The 14,376-nt window shown below is 72.7% G+C and carries 12 protein-coding genes and 1 pseudogene; 1 reads left to right on the top strand and 12 read right to left on the bottom strand.

Features of this window, described 5'->3' with window-relative positions; all coding sequences use genetic code 11:
- The first annotated feature begins 70 nt into the window (after positions 1 to 70).
- Positions 71 to 1,186 carry a CopD family protein gene (locus tag R2B67_RS09255; RefSeq protein WP_317824810.1) on the top strand — a complete coding sequence of 372 codons (1,116 nt, stop codon included), beginning with the start codon at positions 71 to 73 and terminating at the stop codon, positions 1,184 to 1,186.
- Here R2B67_RS09255 and R2B67_RS09250 read toward each other — a convergent pair.
- The 12 genes and pseudogenes from R2B67_RS09250 to R2B67_RS09200 form a co-directional block, all read right to left on the bottom strand.
- Positions 1,183 to 2,670, bottom strand: a complete 1,488-nt coding sequence (locus tag R2B67_RS09250) for a carboxylesterase/lipase family protein (protein ID WP_317817267.1) — start codon at positions 2,668 to 2,670, stop codon at positions 1,183 to 1,185. The genes R2B67_RS09255 and R2B67_RS09250 overlap by 4 nt on opposite strands.
- A gap of 42 nt (positions 2,671 to 2,712) precedes the next feature.
- Complete coding sequence (locus R2B67_RS09245; RefSeq protein ID WP_317817266.1) at positions 2,713 to 5,064, bottom strand: N-acetylmuramoyl-L-alanine amidase; 2,352 nt, start codon at positions 5,062 to 5,064, stop codon at positions 2,713 to 2,715.
- Positions 5,065 to 5,382: 318 nt separating this feature from the next.
- Positions 5,383 to 6,390, bottom strand: a complete 1,008-nt coding sequence (locus R2B67_RS09240) for a terpene synthase family protein (RefSeq protein WP_411200868.1) — start codon at positions 6,388 to 6,390, stop codon at positions 5,383 to 5,385.
- Positions 6,391 to 6,786: 396 nt separating this feature from the next.
- Complete coding sequence (locus tag R2B67_RS09235; protein ID WP_317817265.1) at positions 6,787 to 7,533, bottom strand: zinc ribbon domain-containing protein; 747 nt, start codon at positions 7,531 to 7,533, stop codon at positions 6,787 to 6,789.
- Positions 7,534 to 7,905: 372 nt separating this feature from the next.
- Positions 7,906 to 7,968 (bottom strand): annotated as a pseudogene (locus tag R2B67_RS35985) (zinc ribbon domain-containing protein); the annotation flags it as partial.
- 4 nt (positions 7,969 to 7,972) lie between these two features.
- Complete coding sequence (locus R2B67_RS09230; RefSeq protein ID WP_018509807.1) at positions 7,973 to 8,563, bottom strand: phage tail protein; 591 nt, start codon at positions 8,561 to 8,563, stop codon at positions 7,973 to 7,975.
- Positions 8,560 to 10,521, bottom strand: coding sequence for a putative baseplate assembly protein (locus R2B67_RS09225; protein ID WP_317817264.1), 1,962 nt, complete (start codon positions 10,519 to 10,521; stop codon positions 8,560 to 8,562). The genes R2B67_RS09230 and R2B67_RS09225 overlap by 4 nt, the downstream gene beginning before the upstream one ends.
- Entirely contained in the window at positions 10,521 to 10,988 is a 468-nt protein-coding gene (locus R2B67_RS09220; protein WP_317817263.1) for a gp25 family contractile injection system sheath assembly initiator, read from the bottom strand. Before R2B67_RS09220 ends, R2B67_RS09225 begins: the two co-directional genes overlap by 1 nt.
- Complete coding sequence (locus R2B67_RS09215; RefSeq protein WP_018509804.1) at positions 10,985 to 11,302, bottom strand: PAAR domain-containing protein; 318 nt, start codon at positions 11,300 to 11,302, stop codon at positions 10,985 to 10,987. Before R2B67_RS09215 ends, R2B67_RS09220 begins: the two co-directional genes overlap by 4 nt.
- A 53-nt stretch (positions 11,303 to 11,355) precedes the next feature.
- The gene (locus R2B67_RS09210; protein ID WP_317817262.1) at positions 11,356 to 13,125 is read right to left on the bottom strand and encodes a VgrG-related protein; all 1,770 of its coding nucleotides are present in this window, start codon (positions 13,123 to 13,125) and stop codon (positions 11,356 to 11,358) included.
- On the bottom strand, positions 13,122 to 13,844 hold the full coding sequence (locus R2B67_RS09205; RefSeq protein WP_018509802.1) for a CIS tube protein: 723 nt from the start codon (positions 13,842 to 13,844) through the stop codon (positions 13,122 to 13,124). Before R2B67_RS09205 ends, R2B67_RS09210 begins: the two co-directional genes overlap by 4 nt.
- Before the next feature lie 46 nt (positions 13,845 to 13,890).
- Positions 13,891 to 14,316 carry a phage tail protein gene (locus R2B67_RS09200; RefSeq protein ID WP_018509801.1) on the bottom strand — a complete coding sequence of 142 codons (426 nt, stop codon included), beginning with the start codon at positions 14,314 to 14,316 and terminating at the stop codon, positions 13,891 to 13,893.
- Positions 14,317 to 14,376: the final 60 nt, after the last annotated feature.

Below are 14,376 nucleotides of genomic sequence, written 5' to 3'. Positions count from 1 at the left end.
CCGCCTTGGGCCGGCCGGGGGACCTGTGCGGTTTGCCGGGTAGGTGTCCGCCGGAGACGATCGAGCCGTGATCCTCTCCGGGCCTCCGGCCGATCCGGCCGCACCGACGCCGCCGACGGGCTCCGGCACGCCGTCGTCCGGCTCCGGCATGTCGGCGTCCGGCTCCGGTACGTCGTCGACCGGACCTGACAGGTCGTCGCCGGGGCCTGGTGTGGCGGCCACCCCTCCTCCCGGTCTGCCGTCAGCCGGTGCACCACCCGCCGACGCGGCGACCATCGCCCTGGCAGCCGCCGGACTCCTGGCGCTCCTCATAGCCCTGGCCGGCCCCGGGCTCGCCGCACGCGGCACCGGGGAGCTGCGGATACCCGGCGCGGGGCTCACCACCCTCCTCCGTACCGTCCTCTTCACCGCGCTCGCCGTCCACCTCGGCGAGCTCCTCGCCCCGCAGCTCATCCGGCCCCTCCGAAGCCGCCCCCGTACCGCCGTACGGAGCTGGTCCCTGTACGCCGCGCTCGCCGGGGCCGCCGCCGCGGCCGGGCAGATCGTGCAGCTCGCCGCCGTCAGCGGGCTCGGGATCACCGAGACGTACGCGACCCGGGACGGCGGGCTGCTCCTCCTCATCGCCAACGGCCTGGTCCTGGCCGCCCTCTGCGCCGCGAGCAAGCGGCCCGCCCTCGCCCTCGCCCCGCTCGCCGTCGTCATCGGCGCCGAGGCCATCCGCGCCCACCCGGAGGCGTACAGCCCGGAGATCGGCGCCGCGCTCACCGTCGTCCACCTGACCGCCGCGTCCCTGTGGGCCGGGGGCCTGCTGTACGTCCTGCGGACCATGTGGCTCTGGCGCGGATCGCCCGTCGCCGCCCGCGCGCTGCTCGGCCGGTACGCGCGCCTGGCGATCTGGCTGTACGTGGCCCTCGCCGCCACCGGCACCGCATCGACCCTGCGCCGGCTGCCGCTGGACGTGGTGTTCACCTCCGCCTACGGGCGCACCCTGCTGGTCAAGCTGGCGCTGATGGCGGTGGTCAGCGCGCTGGCGGTGGCGGCCAGGCGGCGGATGCTCCGGGACACCGACCCGGCCGTCGCCCACCGCCTGGCCCGCCGCGAACAGGCCGTGCTGGGCGCGGTCGTGGTCGTCTCGGCGATCCTCACGGTCGTCCCCGACCCGCACTGGATCTCGCTGCGCCCCTAACCCCGCTCCCAGCTCTGCAACTCGTCGTCGCGCGGGGCAAGGACGAGCGCCGGGGCGCCGGGCCCGAAGAACCGCACGGGCCGTGACGCGTCCCAGGACGGCCACCCCGGGTCGCCCGTCGTCGCGAACTCCACCCACGCCCGGTGCATCGCGTCGGCCAGCTCCTGCGGGGCGTCCGGTCCGGTCAGGGCCATCGTGTCGGGGTGGGCGAGCGTGTCGAAGACGAAGCCCAGCTCCAGCGCGTGGCAGGCACCGAGCCGCTGTACGGGGGAGGGCCAGCCGAACTCGTAGACGTACGTGGAGGCCGGGGCGCCGGCCCGCGCGTCGGCCAGGCGGTTGAGCGGGACGCGGAGCAGCAGGTCCGTCGCGAGGGCGCCGAGGAGTTCGCCGGGGGTGGCGTCGGGGCGGTTGGCCCGGTAGGTGCGGGCGGTCGCGTTCGGGACCTTGAACTTCAGCAGGGCGAGGCGGAGCTTCAGCCGGCTGATCCGTTCGGTCAGGCCGCCCGGGACGAACCAGAGCCGGTACTCCTCGGTGTTCGTCCCCAGCAGCAGGCCGACCCCGGCCGCCGCCGAGCCCGTACGCAGCGCCTCGGCCGGGTCCTGGGTCAGGAGCTCGCCGTCCAGCACGAGCTGGAAGGAGTTGCGGCCGGTCAGCGGGTTGCCGCCGCTCGTCACCTCGGTCTGGGCGGCCAGCAGCGCCGCCGGGTCCACGGCGGCGAAGGCGGCGGCGGTGGCGGGGACGCCGAGCCGCCGGGCGATCAGCTCGGTCGTCCCGCGCGCGGCGTCCGGGGTGAGGGCGGCGGGCGCCCCGCTCTGGAGGACCGCCCGCCGGAACAGCCCCGCCGCCCGGTCCGTGGCCAGCAGGGCGCCGATGCTCACCGCCCCCGCCGACTCCCCGGCCACCGTCACCCGGTCCGGGGCGCCCCCGAACGCCGCGATGTTGTCCCGCACCCACTCCAGGGCGGCCAGCTGGTCCAGCAGCCCCCGGTTGGCGGGCGCGTCCGGGAAAAGGCCGAAGCCCTCGACGCCCAGGCGGTAGTTGACGGAGACGAGCACCACCCCGTCCCGGGCGAAGGCCCACCCGTCGTAGACCGGCACCGCCGAGGAACCGTGCAGCAGCGAGCCGCCGTGGATCCAGACGAGGACGGGAAGCCCCTCGGCGCCCTCGGCCTTCCCGGCGGCCGCGGGCCCCTCCGTGGACGGCGTCCACACATTCAGGTTGAGCCATTCCTCGCCCGCCACCGCCGGGTCCGGCAGCAGCCGGTCCAGCGGCGGGGCGTAGGGCCGCTTGGGTGCCGTCGGCCCGAAGGCGAGGGCGTCGCGCACCCCCTCCCACGGCTGCGGCGGCTCCGGCGCGCGGAACCTCCGCGCGCCCACCGGCGCAGCCGCGTACGGAATGCCGCGGAAGACCGCGACACCCCGCTCCACCGCACCGCGCACCGTGCCCTGCACGGTCCTGGCTCTGGCCTCCACGATGTCGGACATGGTGTGTGCCAACCCCTCTCGCGGTGCGGTGGCTTCAGCGGGTCACTTCAGGTAGACCAGCCCGTCCGTGGTGAGGGCCGGGCGGCCCTTCGTACCGACCACCACGATCTTGACCGTGTGCTTGGCGCTGGTCGACCAGGACTGCGTCCAGATCGCGTCCCGGTACTTGGTGGAGGCCGACTTCAGGTCCACCGTGGCCACCTTCTTGCCGTCGACATAGACGTATGCCTGCCCCGAAGTGGCGGCCCGCGACACCACCCAGCCGGCTGACCGGCCGGTGAACGTCCAGGTCAGGCTCGCGTTCTTGGTGCTGCTGGTCAGGGACTTGCCGCCCAGGTAGCTGGCGGAGGACTTCGCCGTCCACTTCCCGGTCTTCGTGGCGGAGGTCTCCTGGAGGATCACCGGGGTGCCGGAGACCGAGGCGGCGGCCGTGTTGCCCGCGTGGTCGTACGCCGTCATCTTCCAGGCCGTCGCCGCGCCGGACTTCGCGGTGTGCGAGGCGCTGCCGGTCGTCGGGCCGTACGTCTTGGCGACGGGCGCGGTGAGCCGGACCTCCTTGAGGGCGGTGGCGTCGGTGGCCTTCCACGTCAGGGTGAGCGGGACGGCGGCCGTGTTCACCGTGCCGGTGCGCAGGGTCAGGGCCGGCTTGGTGGTGAAGACGGGGGCCGTGCGCTCGGCGACGATCGTCGCGGCGGCCGATGTGGTGACCTTGCCCGACTGGTGGGTGGCCCGCACCTGCACGGAGTGCTTGCCGACCGCGAGGGTGGCCGCGGCCGAGGTGACGTTGCCCTTGACGGTGGCCACCGGCTTGCCGCCGACGAGCAGCTCGTAACTCTTCACCAGGGCGGCGGGCGTGGCCGCCTTCCAGCCGACGGTGACGGCCGACCTGGTGTAGTACGTGGAGCCGGAGGCGCTCGCTCCGGTCACCGAGGTGACGGAGAGGCCGGTGACCTCGTCGGTGAGCAGGGCGGCGGCCTGCGAGCGGATGGCGGGGAGCTGGTTGTAGAGGCTCTGTCCGGGGCACTGGGTGTTGAACGCGTCCCGGTGCCCGGAGAGCTGCTGGAAGGGGTAGTTCTTCCCGACGGCGAACTTCTTGCCCACGTGATTGCCGCCGTCCTCCCCGGCGGTCAGCTCCACCGTGCGGTTCGGGTCACCCTGGTACTGGCCGAGCTTCCAGGCGGCGACTCGGGCGACCGCGGCGGTCGCGGCGCTCGTGGCCGGGGTGTTCGTGTGCATGCCCATCACGGCGATTCCGGTGGTGTCCCGGTTGAAGCCACGGGCGTGCGCCCCGATCACGGGCCGGTCGACTCCGCCCTTGCGGCCCTCGAAGATCGTGCCGCACTTGTCGACGACGAAGTTGTAGCCGATGTCCTTCCACTTGCTCCCGTTCACGTGGTAGGCGTGCAGCGCGCGCACCATCGCCGGGGAGTCGGCGCAGGAGTAGGTGTTGCTCTGCGTGGTGTGGTGGACGAACACCGCCTTGACCGCGTTCGTGTAGGCCGGCGACTCGTTGTTGAGCGACTCGTCGGCCTTCCACGCGACCCGCGAGACGATCGTCGGCCGCGGGGCCGTGGACGGCGGGGCGGGCGGCAGCGTCGGGGTCGTGGTGGCGGTGGGCGTCGGCTCCGGCGTGACGCTCGGCGTGGGCGACGCGGTGGTGGGGGTCGGACTCGGAGTCGCGGTCAGGGTCGGGGTGGGGCTCGGGGCCGGCGGCGTCGGGGACGCGGTCGTCGGGGTGGGGGCGGGAGGCTCCGGGGAAGGCTCCTCCGTCGGCTCGTCCGTCGGCTCATCGGAGGAGGGCTCGGCGGACGGCGTCGGCTCCTCTGTCGGCGTCCTCTCGGCGAACGCGGCGGGCTCCGCGGCGAAGGCGGCCGGTTCGGCGGCGAGCGGAGTGGTGCTGCCGCCCGGGTCGACGGTGTCGAGCCGCAGCCCGTCGGGGAGCCCGGCCCTGACGCCGTCGGCGGCGCTGATCCGGACCTCGACGCCGTCGGACGGGCCGACCCAGCGCGGCTCGGTGGTGCCCCGGACGCCGGCCCGGCCGGCCTCGGTGCGGCCGTCGATCTCGGTGTCCAGCGGCAGCCAGCCGGTCCATTCGCCGGTGGCGGCGGAGCGGGTACGGGCCTCGACCTGGCCGGTCACCTCGGCGGCGGGGTCGGTCCAGGTCACGCCGAGCAGGCTGAACCGCTCGGTGGAGCGCTGGGGGAGAGAGGCGGAGGTGCCGTCCTTGGAGGTCTTGAGCGGGGTGCGGTGGACATCCACCTTCGCGGGAGCGGACTTGGCGTCCGCCTCACCGTCGGGGGCGGAGCTGCCGCCGACGCCCTGGAACACCAGGACGCCCGTCACGGCCGCGGTCGCGACGGCAGCCGTGGTCCAGATTCTTCGCTGTGATCTCACGTGTGATTTCCCCGGGGACTGTGGTGGAAGACAGGGCATTCCGACCGGTCAGCCGCTGACCGGGGGCATGGCGAAGTGGCCGGCCCGGCCGGTGGGGCGACCCAGGACATGCTTGCGCGGCACAGTCTTCCATGCGATCGATACCGACCGGGCTTGCCCCTTCTCGATCTGCCGCGACGTGATCCGATCGATCTGATGGGCCTGACGGGCCTGATGGACCTCTGATGGGTCGGAGCGGAGGTGGGGGATCGGCCCCGGGGGCTTGGAAGGCTTCCGCCTCCAAACCCCCTGGCCTCACGCAGGTGTGGCGGGGCGCTCTCAGGCGGCGAAATACCCGGACATCGAGTTCCGCGCGTCCAGCTCCACCAGGTCCGGGCGGGTGTAGCGCTCGGCGCGCGCGTGATAGTCGAAGTCGCCTCGTACGAGACTGCGGTAGTCCTGTACGCAGCGTTCGAGTGCGGCCCGGGTCGTGGAACTGATCCCCGCCGCGTCGATTTCCTCGATCAGCTCCTTTTCCGCCCGCACCACCCGCTCGGCAATACGTGCCAGTTGAATTCCGGCCTCGTCGACGGCTTCCTGGAGGGTGGAGCCGCGGTCGCGCTGGATGAGCCGTACCGCATTGTGCTCGTAGCCGAGCGCGGCTTCTTTCTCGAACGAGCAGATGTCGTTGCAGAGCCCCGAATGATCGGTCACCGCGTTCCGCAGGGCGATGTACGCGGGCAGGCTCCGAGCGGAATCCGGCAGATCGATTCCGGCGGTGATCTCATGGAGATCCAGGAACGGCTGCATGGCCACCGAGTCCCGGCGGTGCTTGACGAAGTCCGACCGGCTCGGCACCTGCCCGGCCGCCCGCTCGACCGCCTCGGCGTAGTACGTCCAGAGCCAGGCCGCCGTATCCCGCCGGAACTGCCGGTTCCACTGCGGGGACCGGTCGCGGCAGGTCCGCTCGCGCAGCCCGGCGAGCGCCTGCTCCATCGGCCCGCGCGGCGCTGCCCCGTCGAACACGTCCACCAGCCGGGTGATCGCGGCCTCGCACATCAGGGGGTCCCGGCCGGCCGGCCCGTCGTCGAACTCGTCGTCCACCAGGAAGGCCCAGAACAGCCATTGGCAGAAGAGGTCCAGATGGTGCTGCGATGCTTTCGGGAAGATGAGGGAAATCCAGAGTTCCGGCCGGGTACGGATCATCTTCCTGCGGGCCGGAACAGAGAGAATCAGCCCCTCCGCTTCCGCCCATTCCCAGGCGGCCTCCCTGGTTTTCTCCAGACCCGGATTGCACCCAGCGCTGGCGAACGGCATATGAAACGCCGGTAACGTTATCTGGCTCATTGCTGCCCCTCGTCGAATGAGTACGGATGAGTACGGGCGGGCGATGCGCACCGCGCATTCCCGGTGATCGCGCATGGGCGCGCTCCCGCCGGAGGGCGGCCGCCGGGTGTCCGTATGCCCTGGCCAAGGGGTGACCGTACGAGGTGAGCCGGTCATCGCTGTCCTCTCTCCTCCGCCGGGGTGGGGCACCGGAGCTGGGTCGACGAGCCGGCGAGACCGATCGCGTCACCATGCGTGAGGCTCAGTCAACCCCCTGTGGAGGGGTGGAGGGAAGCCCATATGTGACCGGAATTGCTTCATCGGTCAGAACTGCTGCGCAGCTATGAGCAGTTGGGGGGCTTCTGGGACTGGAAACAACCGGAGGGGCCCCGGTGCGTCGCACCGGGGCCCCTCCGGTCAGGTGCGCTTGAAGAACTCGACCTCGCCGAGGGCGATCGGACGGCCCTCGGCCCGGCCCGCCGCCTCCAGCAGGACGAGCTGGACGGAGGTGACGTCGCTGATGCCGGTCCGTACCGTCTGCTCGCCGGGTTTGTCGTTGAGCGTGAGCTGCTGCTTGTGGCGCGTGCCGTCCGCCGTGGTGACGATCAGCTCCGCCCGGATCGGCCGCGGCTCCCGGCGGAACTCCTCGGGCTCCTTCGACGCCCCGGTGTGCAGGACGACCCCGACCAGCCGGAACGGCTTCGCGAAGGTGCACGTCAGCGACGAGCCCAGCGACGGTGCGCCCCAGTACTTGTTGGTCAGGCCGTCGGTGGCCGCGCCCGCCGGATGGCCGGGGGCCGCGCCGCTCGCGGTCACCCCGGAGGGGCTGATCTCCGCCGTGCCGCCGAGCTTGTCCCGGACGTCCTCGAAGAGCACGCGGCCGGCCGGCAGGAACAGGAAGCCCACGAAGAGCAGCCCGACGACCGCCAGCACCAGCAGGATCCGCCGCAGCGCCCGGCCCGACCGGACCCGCACCCGGCGGTGGAACGGCCACACCGTGCGCCACCACGGCAGGGGCGCGGACTCCTCCTTGGGGTGGAGAAGGGCCGCGCAGCGCCGGCAGAACCGCCGCCCGGGCAGGTTCGGCGTCCCGCACTTCGGGCACGGCGGCCCGTCCGGCGCCTCGTCCTCCTCCACCGGCCGGACCACGGGCCGCCGCGCCACGGGCTTCGCCGGCTGAACGGCACCGATCGGCGCCTCGGGGGTGGGGGTGGGCTGGGCGGGGCGTACGGGAGGCGTCGTGGGTGGTGCCGGGCGTACGGGGGTGGGCGCCGTCGCCGGGCGCGGGGGCTCCGGCGGGAGTGCGGGTGCTGTTACCGGTGCCGGTGCCGGTGTCGGCTCGGACTCCGGTTCCGGGTCCGGGCTGGGCTCGGGTTCCTGTTGTGGGGTCGGCTGAGGCTGAGGCTGAGGCTGAGGCTGTGGTTCCGGGGCCGGGGAGCGCGCCGGTTCCGGTTCGGGGGCCGGTTCTGCTTCCGGTTCCGGGAGCGGTGTCGGCGGGGTGCGCCTCGGCTCCGTCGACCATCCCAGGTACGACCCGCAGTTGCCGCAGAAGTCGTCGTCCTCGCGGTTCGCCGTACCGCACGCCGGACACGAGCGCATCGCGTCAGTCTCCTGTCTCTACGGGTGTCACTTCGGGTGCTGCTTCCGGCGGGCCCGGCAGGATCTCCACCCGGCACGTGAGGTGGACGGGGCACGAGGCCGTGACGACCTCCTGGACCCGGTTCGCGTCCACCGTGACTCCGGGCGCCACCGGCCAGACCCGTACGAGCAGTTCACCGGTCGGGGGCGGAGGCAGGGCCGTACCGGGCTCGGACGACCAGGCCACGCCTCCGCCGTCCCGTACATCGGCGTGGACGCCGAAGCAGAGGCGGAGGTGTTCGACCAGGCCGCGCCGGGTGGAGCGCCATCGGTGCAGCTCCACCGCGCGGGCCAGCACCGCCCGTTGCAGCTCCGGCGGCCAGTCGGGGTCGATGCCCGCGCCCACCCAGGTCGCCAGCCACGGCAGGAAGTCGGCGGGGGCGAGCGCCGGGTCGAAGTAGGCCGGGAGGTTGTCCAGGGTGGACAGGACCGGGGCCAGGACCGTGTCGAGGCCCGCCGTGAACCGCTGGGCCAGGTCGTCGTCGGCGTACAGGGCGGGCAGCAGTTCGCCGATCGGGTAGCGGCTCGGCAGCCCGGGGACGGCGGCCCGGCTCATACGCCCTCACCCGGCCCGCTCGCCGTGACGATCACCTGGTGCTGGTGCGAGAAGACCAGCGCGCCCGGAGCCACGTCGACCCGGTCCACCGCGCCCCCGCGCCGCCCGCTGATCGGGTCGGCCGGGAACAGCCGGACCTCCTCCACCAGACCGGCGCCCCGCACCCCCTGGAGCACGGCGAACACCTCCCCGTACTGCACGGGCCGCCCGAACGGCCACCCCGTACCGTCCGCACCGCCCCGCAACGGGTCGATGTGGCGGAACAGGGCCTCCAGCGCCTCCGCGCGCACCCGGTCCACCTCACCCGGGGCCGCGACCAGCCGGGCGACCACGGTGACGCCCTGGTAGGCGGGCGGCTCCACGACCAGCCGGGTGCCCACCAGGCGGCGCTCGTCCAGGCGTTCCGCCACCGCGGCGAGCACCTGGTCCGAGGGGATCAGCTGCTCGAACCGGAGGTGGCCGCCCTCGTCGGGGACCGCGTCCGGCACCACCAGGACCCGTACCGCACCGCCCTCGCCCGCGACGGCCGGCAGACACCGCACCCGGCGCAGCGAGGGCGCCGCCTCGCGGGCGATGACCTCGTGGTCCCGGGCCGTGACCGCCCGCTCCTGCACGCGCAGGATGTTGGGCGCGCGCACCTTGGCGTTCTCGACGGTCTCCCCGTCCACGCCCCCGGTCGCCGCTTCCCGGTTGCCGACCCCCGCGACGTACGGGACCGAGCTGCGCAGCACGGAGATCGCGCCCCGCGCCACGTTCCCCGCCGACCCGCCACCCGTGCGGTAGCGCGGGACGCGGAGCTGGGCGCCCTTCTCCGGGACCGCACCGTACGCGCGCATCGTGCCGTCCTCCTCCCGCACCTCCGGCGGGAACGCGAACTCACCGGAGACCGCGTCGATCCGGACGTGCCGGTCACCCGGCGCGGAGGCGCCGAAATGCTCCACGGGCGTCCAGACCTGCCAGCCCTCGGCGGTCGACACCTGGACCACCGGCGGCTCGCCGTCCATCAGCAGCGGCACCCGGCTGACCGAGAACCGCTGCCCGGCCACGCCCTCGGAGACCCCGAGCGGCACGTCGAGGACCGTCTCCGCGTGCTCGACCGCCGCCGTGCCCCCGACCGTGAAGATCTCGGCCTCGCGGATCGTCGGGGATTCGGAGTAGAACGGCTGGCCCGGTTCGGCCGGTGTCACCCGGCACCGCAGCCACCCGGCCCGCGTACCGGCGACCACCGACGCGGTGTGCCCGGCGGGGACGAACACGATGACCTCGCCCGGCCGGTTGAGCCCGCCCGTGCTGTCGTCCCCGGTCGCGCACTCCACCCAGCGCGCACCGTCCCACGCCTCCCACACCAGCGGCGGCTGACGCGGGTCGACGCCCACGCCCTCCACCCGGCTGTCCAGGCGTACGGCGACGATGCAGCGCGGTACGGCGGCGGGCAGCCCGAACAGCAGCGCGTCCCCCGGCTCCGGGCGCGGCGAGAAGCACGGGATGTCCTTGCCCGCGCCGAGCGGCCCGGTCCGGTCGGTCTGGTCGCCGGACTTCGGCGCGGTGACCAGCCGGACCAGCTCGCTCGGCACGATCGGCAGGTCCTCGGAGGTGGTGAACACCACCGGCTCCTCGGCCTCACCGCGTGCCGTCGCCACCTCCGTACCCGCCGACAGGTGCACGGTCTCCGGCTGCGGCGCGGAGAGCCAGAAATCGACCTCGGCCCGGGCCACGGTCGGCGGGAACAGGGTCACGCCCAGCAGGTCCAGGAAGGCCGCGTAGTTCTTGTCGGGCACCCGGTTCAGCCGGTACAGCAGCTGGTCGACCATGTACGCGAACGTCTCGATCAGCGTGACCCCGGGGTCGGAGACGTTGTGGTCGGTCCACTCGGGGGAGCGCTGCTGGACGTACCGCTTGGCCTCGTCGACGAGCTGCTGGAACCGCCGGTCGTCCAGATTGGGGGAGGGGAGGACCATCAGCGCACCTCTGCTTGCGAGGCCTGCGACGAGCCCTCTTCGGACGGGATCGTGTAGAAGGGGAAGACCAGGTTGCGCAGGTCGTTGGTGGCCCGCACGGTGTAGCGCACGTCGATGTAGAGCGTGCCCTCCTCGATCGCGTCGAACGCGATCACCACGTCCGTCACCTCGATGCGCGGCTCCCACCGCTCCAGCGACGTACGGACTTCCTGGGCGATCCGCCCGGCGGTCGCGCCGTCGCCGGGCGCGAAGACGTAGTCGTGGATGCCGCAGCCGAACTCCGGCCGCATCGGCCGCTCGCCCGGTGCCGTACCGAGGATCAGGCCGATGGCCTCCTCGATCTCCTTGTCCCGCTCGACGAGGGCGATCCCGCCCGTGGCGCCGGTCCGCAGCGGGAAGCCCCAGCCGCGTCCGATGAAGCCGCTTCCGGATCCCCTGAGGGCGCCGGTGTATCCGTCGCCGCTCACATCGGGCCCCCGATCAGGACGTTCAGCGCGCCGCTGATGATGGGCGCGCCGCAGCTGGTGGTGTCCCGCATCCGGGCGGCGGGCAGTCCGCCGATCAGCACCTGGCCGGTGACGGCCCCCGCCGGATTGGGCATGATCACGTTCGCCGGCCCGAGCGCCGCGTGCGGGGGGACGACGCACACGTGCAGACTCCCGGTGACGGCCGCGGGCCGGCCGCCGATCAGCACGGTGGCGACGGCCACCGCACCCGGGGGCGGGGTGCCGATGAGGCCGCCGTGGGCGGTGCTGTCGCCCGTGCGGGCTGCGGGGGGCATGGCCGGGGTTCTCCTTGCTGTGAAAGGGACTTGGGGGTAGGAGGGGCGGGGCGTCAGTTGATGCGGATGAGCTTGGCCTTCAGGACCGCGAGCAGTCCGCCGTCCAGGGTGACCCCCGTCTTGCCGTTGATGGTCACCGACCGCCCCTTCACCTCGACGTTCCCCGTACCGGCGTCGAGCGTGATGCCCGACGAGGAGAGCGTCACGGAGCTCTGCGGGCGCTTGGAGCCGGGGGCGAACACGGTGAGGGCGATCTCGTTCTTCCGCTCGTCGAGCGTGACTTCGAGCCGCTTGTTGCCACTGGCCAGCCGCACGCCGGACGGGCCGCGCGGCGTGTCCAGCAGCTCCAGCCGGTTGCCCGAACGCGACACCAGGGAGCGGCGGTTGACCTTGCCGCTGGTCTTGTCGACGAGTGGCACGTCGTGCTCGGACGGCCGGTCGATCCCGTTGTACAGGCCGCCCAGCACATACGGGCTGTCCAGCAGCCCCTGCTCGAAGCCGACCAGCACCTCGTCGTTGACCTCGGGGCTGAACACCCCGCCGCCGCCGTTGCCGCCCCACTGCACCGTACGGACCCAGTCGGTCACGTACGTGTCGTCGAGCCAGGGGAACTTCAGCCGCACCCAGCCCCGTTGGCCCTTGCCCTCGCGGATGTCGGTGACCACGCCGATCGCCAGCCCCGGCATGCGCGGCCCCCGTGAGGGGGCCCCGCCGCCGGTCAGCCCGGCCAGCGAACGGTCGGGGGACGCGCTGACGATCACGGTGGTGCGGTACCCGCCGTCCGGTTCGAGGACGTGGTGGGCGGCGGTGGCGGTGTAGCGGCCGGAGAAGGTCGGGCCGACGTTGCCGAGCGCCACGGGTGCGCCCGCGCGCAGTTGCGGGTTGCCGAAGGCGACGGCCTCGATCTCCCCGAACCCCGAGCTGACCGAGGCCGCCACCGCACCCGCGACCGCCGTGGTCTCCGCCTGGGTCCGGTACGGGGTGTCGGCGACGGTCACCCGGGCCTTGGCGCCGAACGCCCCGGCCGCCACCGACGGGTTCATCCCGGGCGTCACGGTGGTGGAGCGGACGGACTGCTCCCGTGCCACGAGCCGCGTCTTGGTGTCGACGTTCCAGCCGCGCACCTCCACGTCCCCCGCCCCGTCCGCGCCGGTCACGACCGCCCGCAGGGCAAGCAGGTTGTCCCCGTACTCCAGCACCATCGGGTTCTTGGCGGCCCGGGTGTCGGGCGAGGGCGCCGAGGACGCCGGCTTCGGCTTGGTGAACTGGAGCACGCCCTTGTCGTCCACCCGCACCTGTGCGCCGCTCTCGGCCGCCAGATGCTGGAGGAACTCCCAGTCGGAGACGTTGGGCTGGGTCAGCTGTTTGTACGTGATCGGCGCCGCCTCGACCTTGCCGCAGGTCAGCCCGGCGCTCGCGGCGACCTTGCGGACGATGTCCGCCGTCTTCATGTTCCGGTACGCCACCACCTTCCGGCCGCGCTGGAGTCGGTGCGCCTTGGAGAGCGCGCGGATGACGGTGAACGTGCCGGTGGTGTCGTGGTCCAGTTCGATCGCCGTGACCTCACCGGTGAACAGCCGCTCGCGGACCCGGTCCTGGACGGTGACGACGGAGATCTTCAGCGGCGTGCCGAGGGTGATCCCGCTCTCGCTCAGCAGATCGTGGTCCGGGTCCCGGTACATCAGCACGGCCGTGTCCGGCAGCCCGACGTTCTCGTCGACCACACAGCTCACCAACTGGGCGGCCCAGCCCAGCGGCAGCTCGGCGGGGATCTCCACGATCGGATCGGCGGCGAAGGAACGCCCCGGGGCGGAGGCGGTCATCGGCCGCCCTCCGCGAGGTGGTCCTCGAGCCCCGGCACGAGAAGCTCGCTGCCGGGGATCAACCGCATGGGGTCGTCGATGTCGTTGGCGTGCGCGATCGTCCGCCAGGCGGTGGCATCGCCGTACTCGCGCCAGGCGAGCAGCGGCAGGCTGTCCCCGGCCACGACCCGGTGCGTACGCCGTGCCTCCTTCGAACCGGAGGTGGGGTTCTGGCCGGCAGGATCGACGCTCGCCTCCTCGATGGAGAGGGAGCAGGTGGCGCGCAGCGGCTTCCCGTCCACGTCGAACAGGGTGTAGGAGACGGAGAGGTTGGAGAGGACGCCGTCGAACGAGGTCGTCCTCGACGTGCCCCAGTCGAACCGCACCCACGGGCTCGCGGGCGTCTTGCGCGCGAGGCTGGTCGGCGTGGGCACGCAGGCGATCATCAGCTGCTCCACCGCCTTCTCCACGGAGTTGTCATGGGTGGCCGTCGCGTCGAGGAAGACCTCCAGGGAGAGCGAGCGGGGCCCGCTCCCGACGAACTCGGGCAGCGCGGACTGCCCGGCCATCCGGGACGGAGTGCGCCGCCACTCGGTGCTCTTGCTCAGCGACAGCTTGTTCGGGTTGAACTGAAGGGTGAGCTGGGCGAGTTTGCCGCCCGGCTTGGCGCCGACGGTCGACGGCGGTTCCATGATGGTCAGTTGGGCGCGCGCACGGCTCGCACGGAGAGCGGGTGACATGGCGTTCCTCCTTCCTGGGATTCTTCGTGAGTGACATGACGGTGCATCAGGAAGGCTCCAGGCCCTCGTGGGCGATCTCCAGCGTCTCGATCGCCGCCTGGGAGTTGGCCGGGTCGAACGACGGGCCCTGCCAGCGGACGGGGACGATGCCCTGCACCTGCCAGCTGATGATCCGGCTCAGGTCCGGCCGCAGCGCGACGATCTCGCCGTCCTTGGGCTCGACCCGCTGGATCGTCTCGTTCAGCCAGCGCGCGATCTTCATCGTGTCGGCGGTGACCGGGCGGGTCAGCGTGATGTTGGTCCAGGTGATGCGCCCCGGCAGCTGCCAGGTGAAGCCGTTGTTGCCGCCCTCGGCGTACGTCTCCATCTCGACCTCGGCGCCCAGACCCGAGCAGGTGTGGAAGGCACCCAGGTCACTGCCGCCGATCACGAGCTTGAAGAACACGCTCGTCGCGAAGATGTTGTCCGTCATGCCGTTTCTCTTCTTCTCTGCTGATGCGGGTGGAGCGGGTGGAGAGTGTGCTGCGGGTCG

It is taken from the genome of Streptomyces cyaneofuscatus (assembly GCF_033109485.1).
In the GTDB taxonomy this organism is placed as follows: domain Bacteria; phylum Actinomycetota; class Actinomycetes; order Streptomycetales; family Streptomycetaceae; genus Streptomyces; species Streptomyces cyaneofuscatus.
This window is presented reverse-complemented; position numbering and strand designations above follow the sequence as displayed.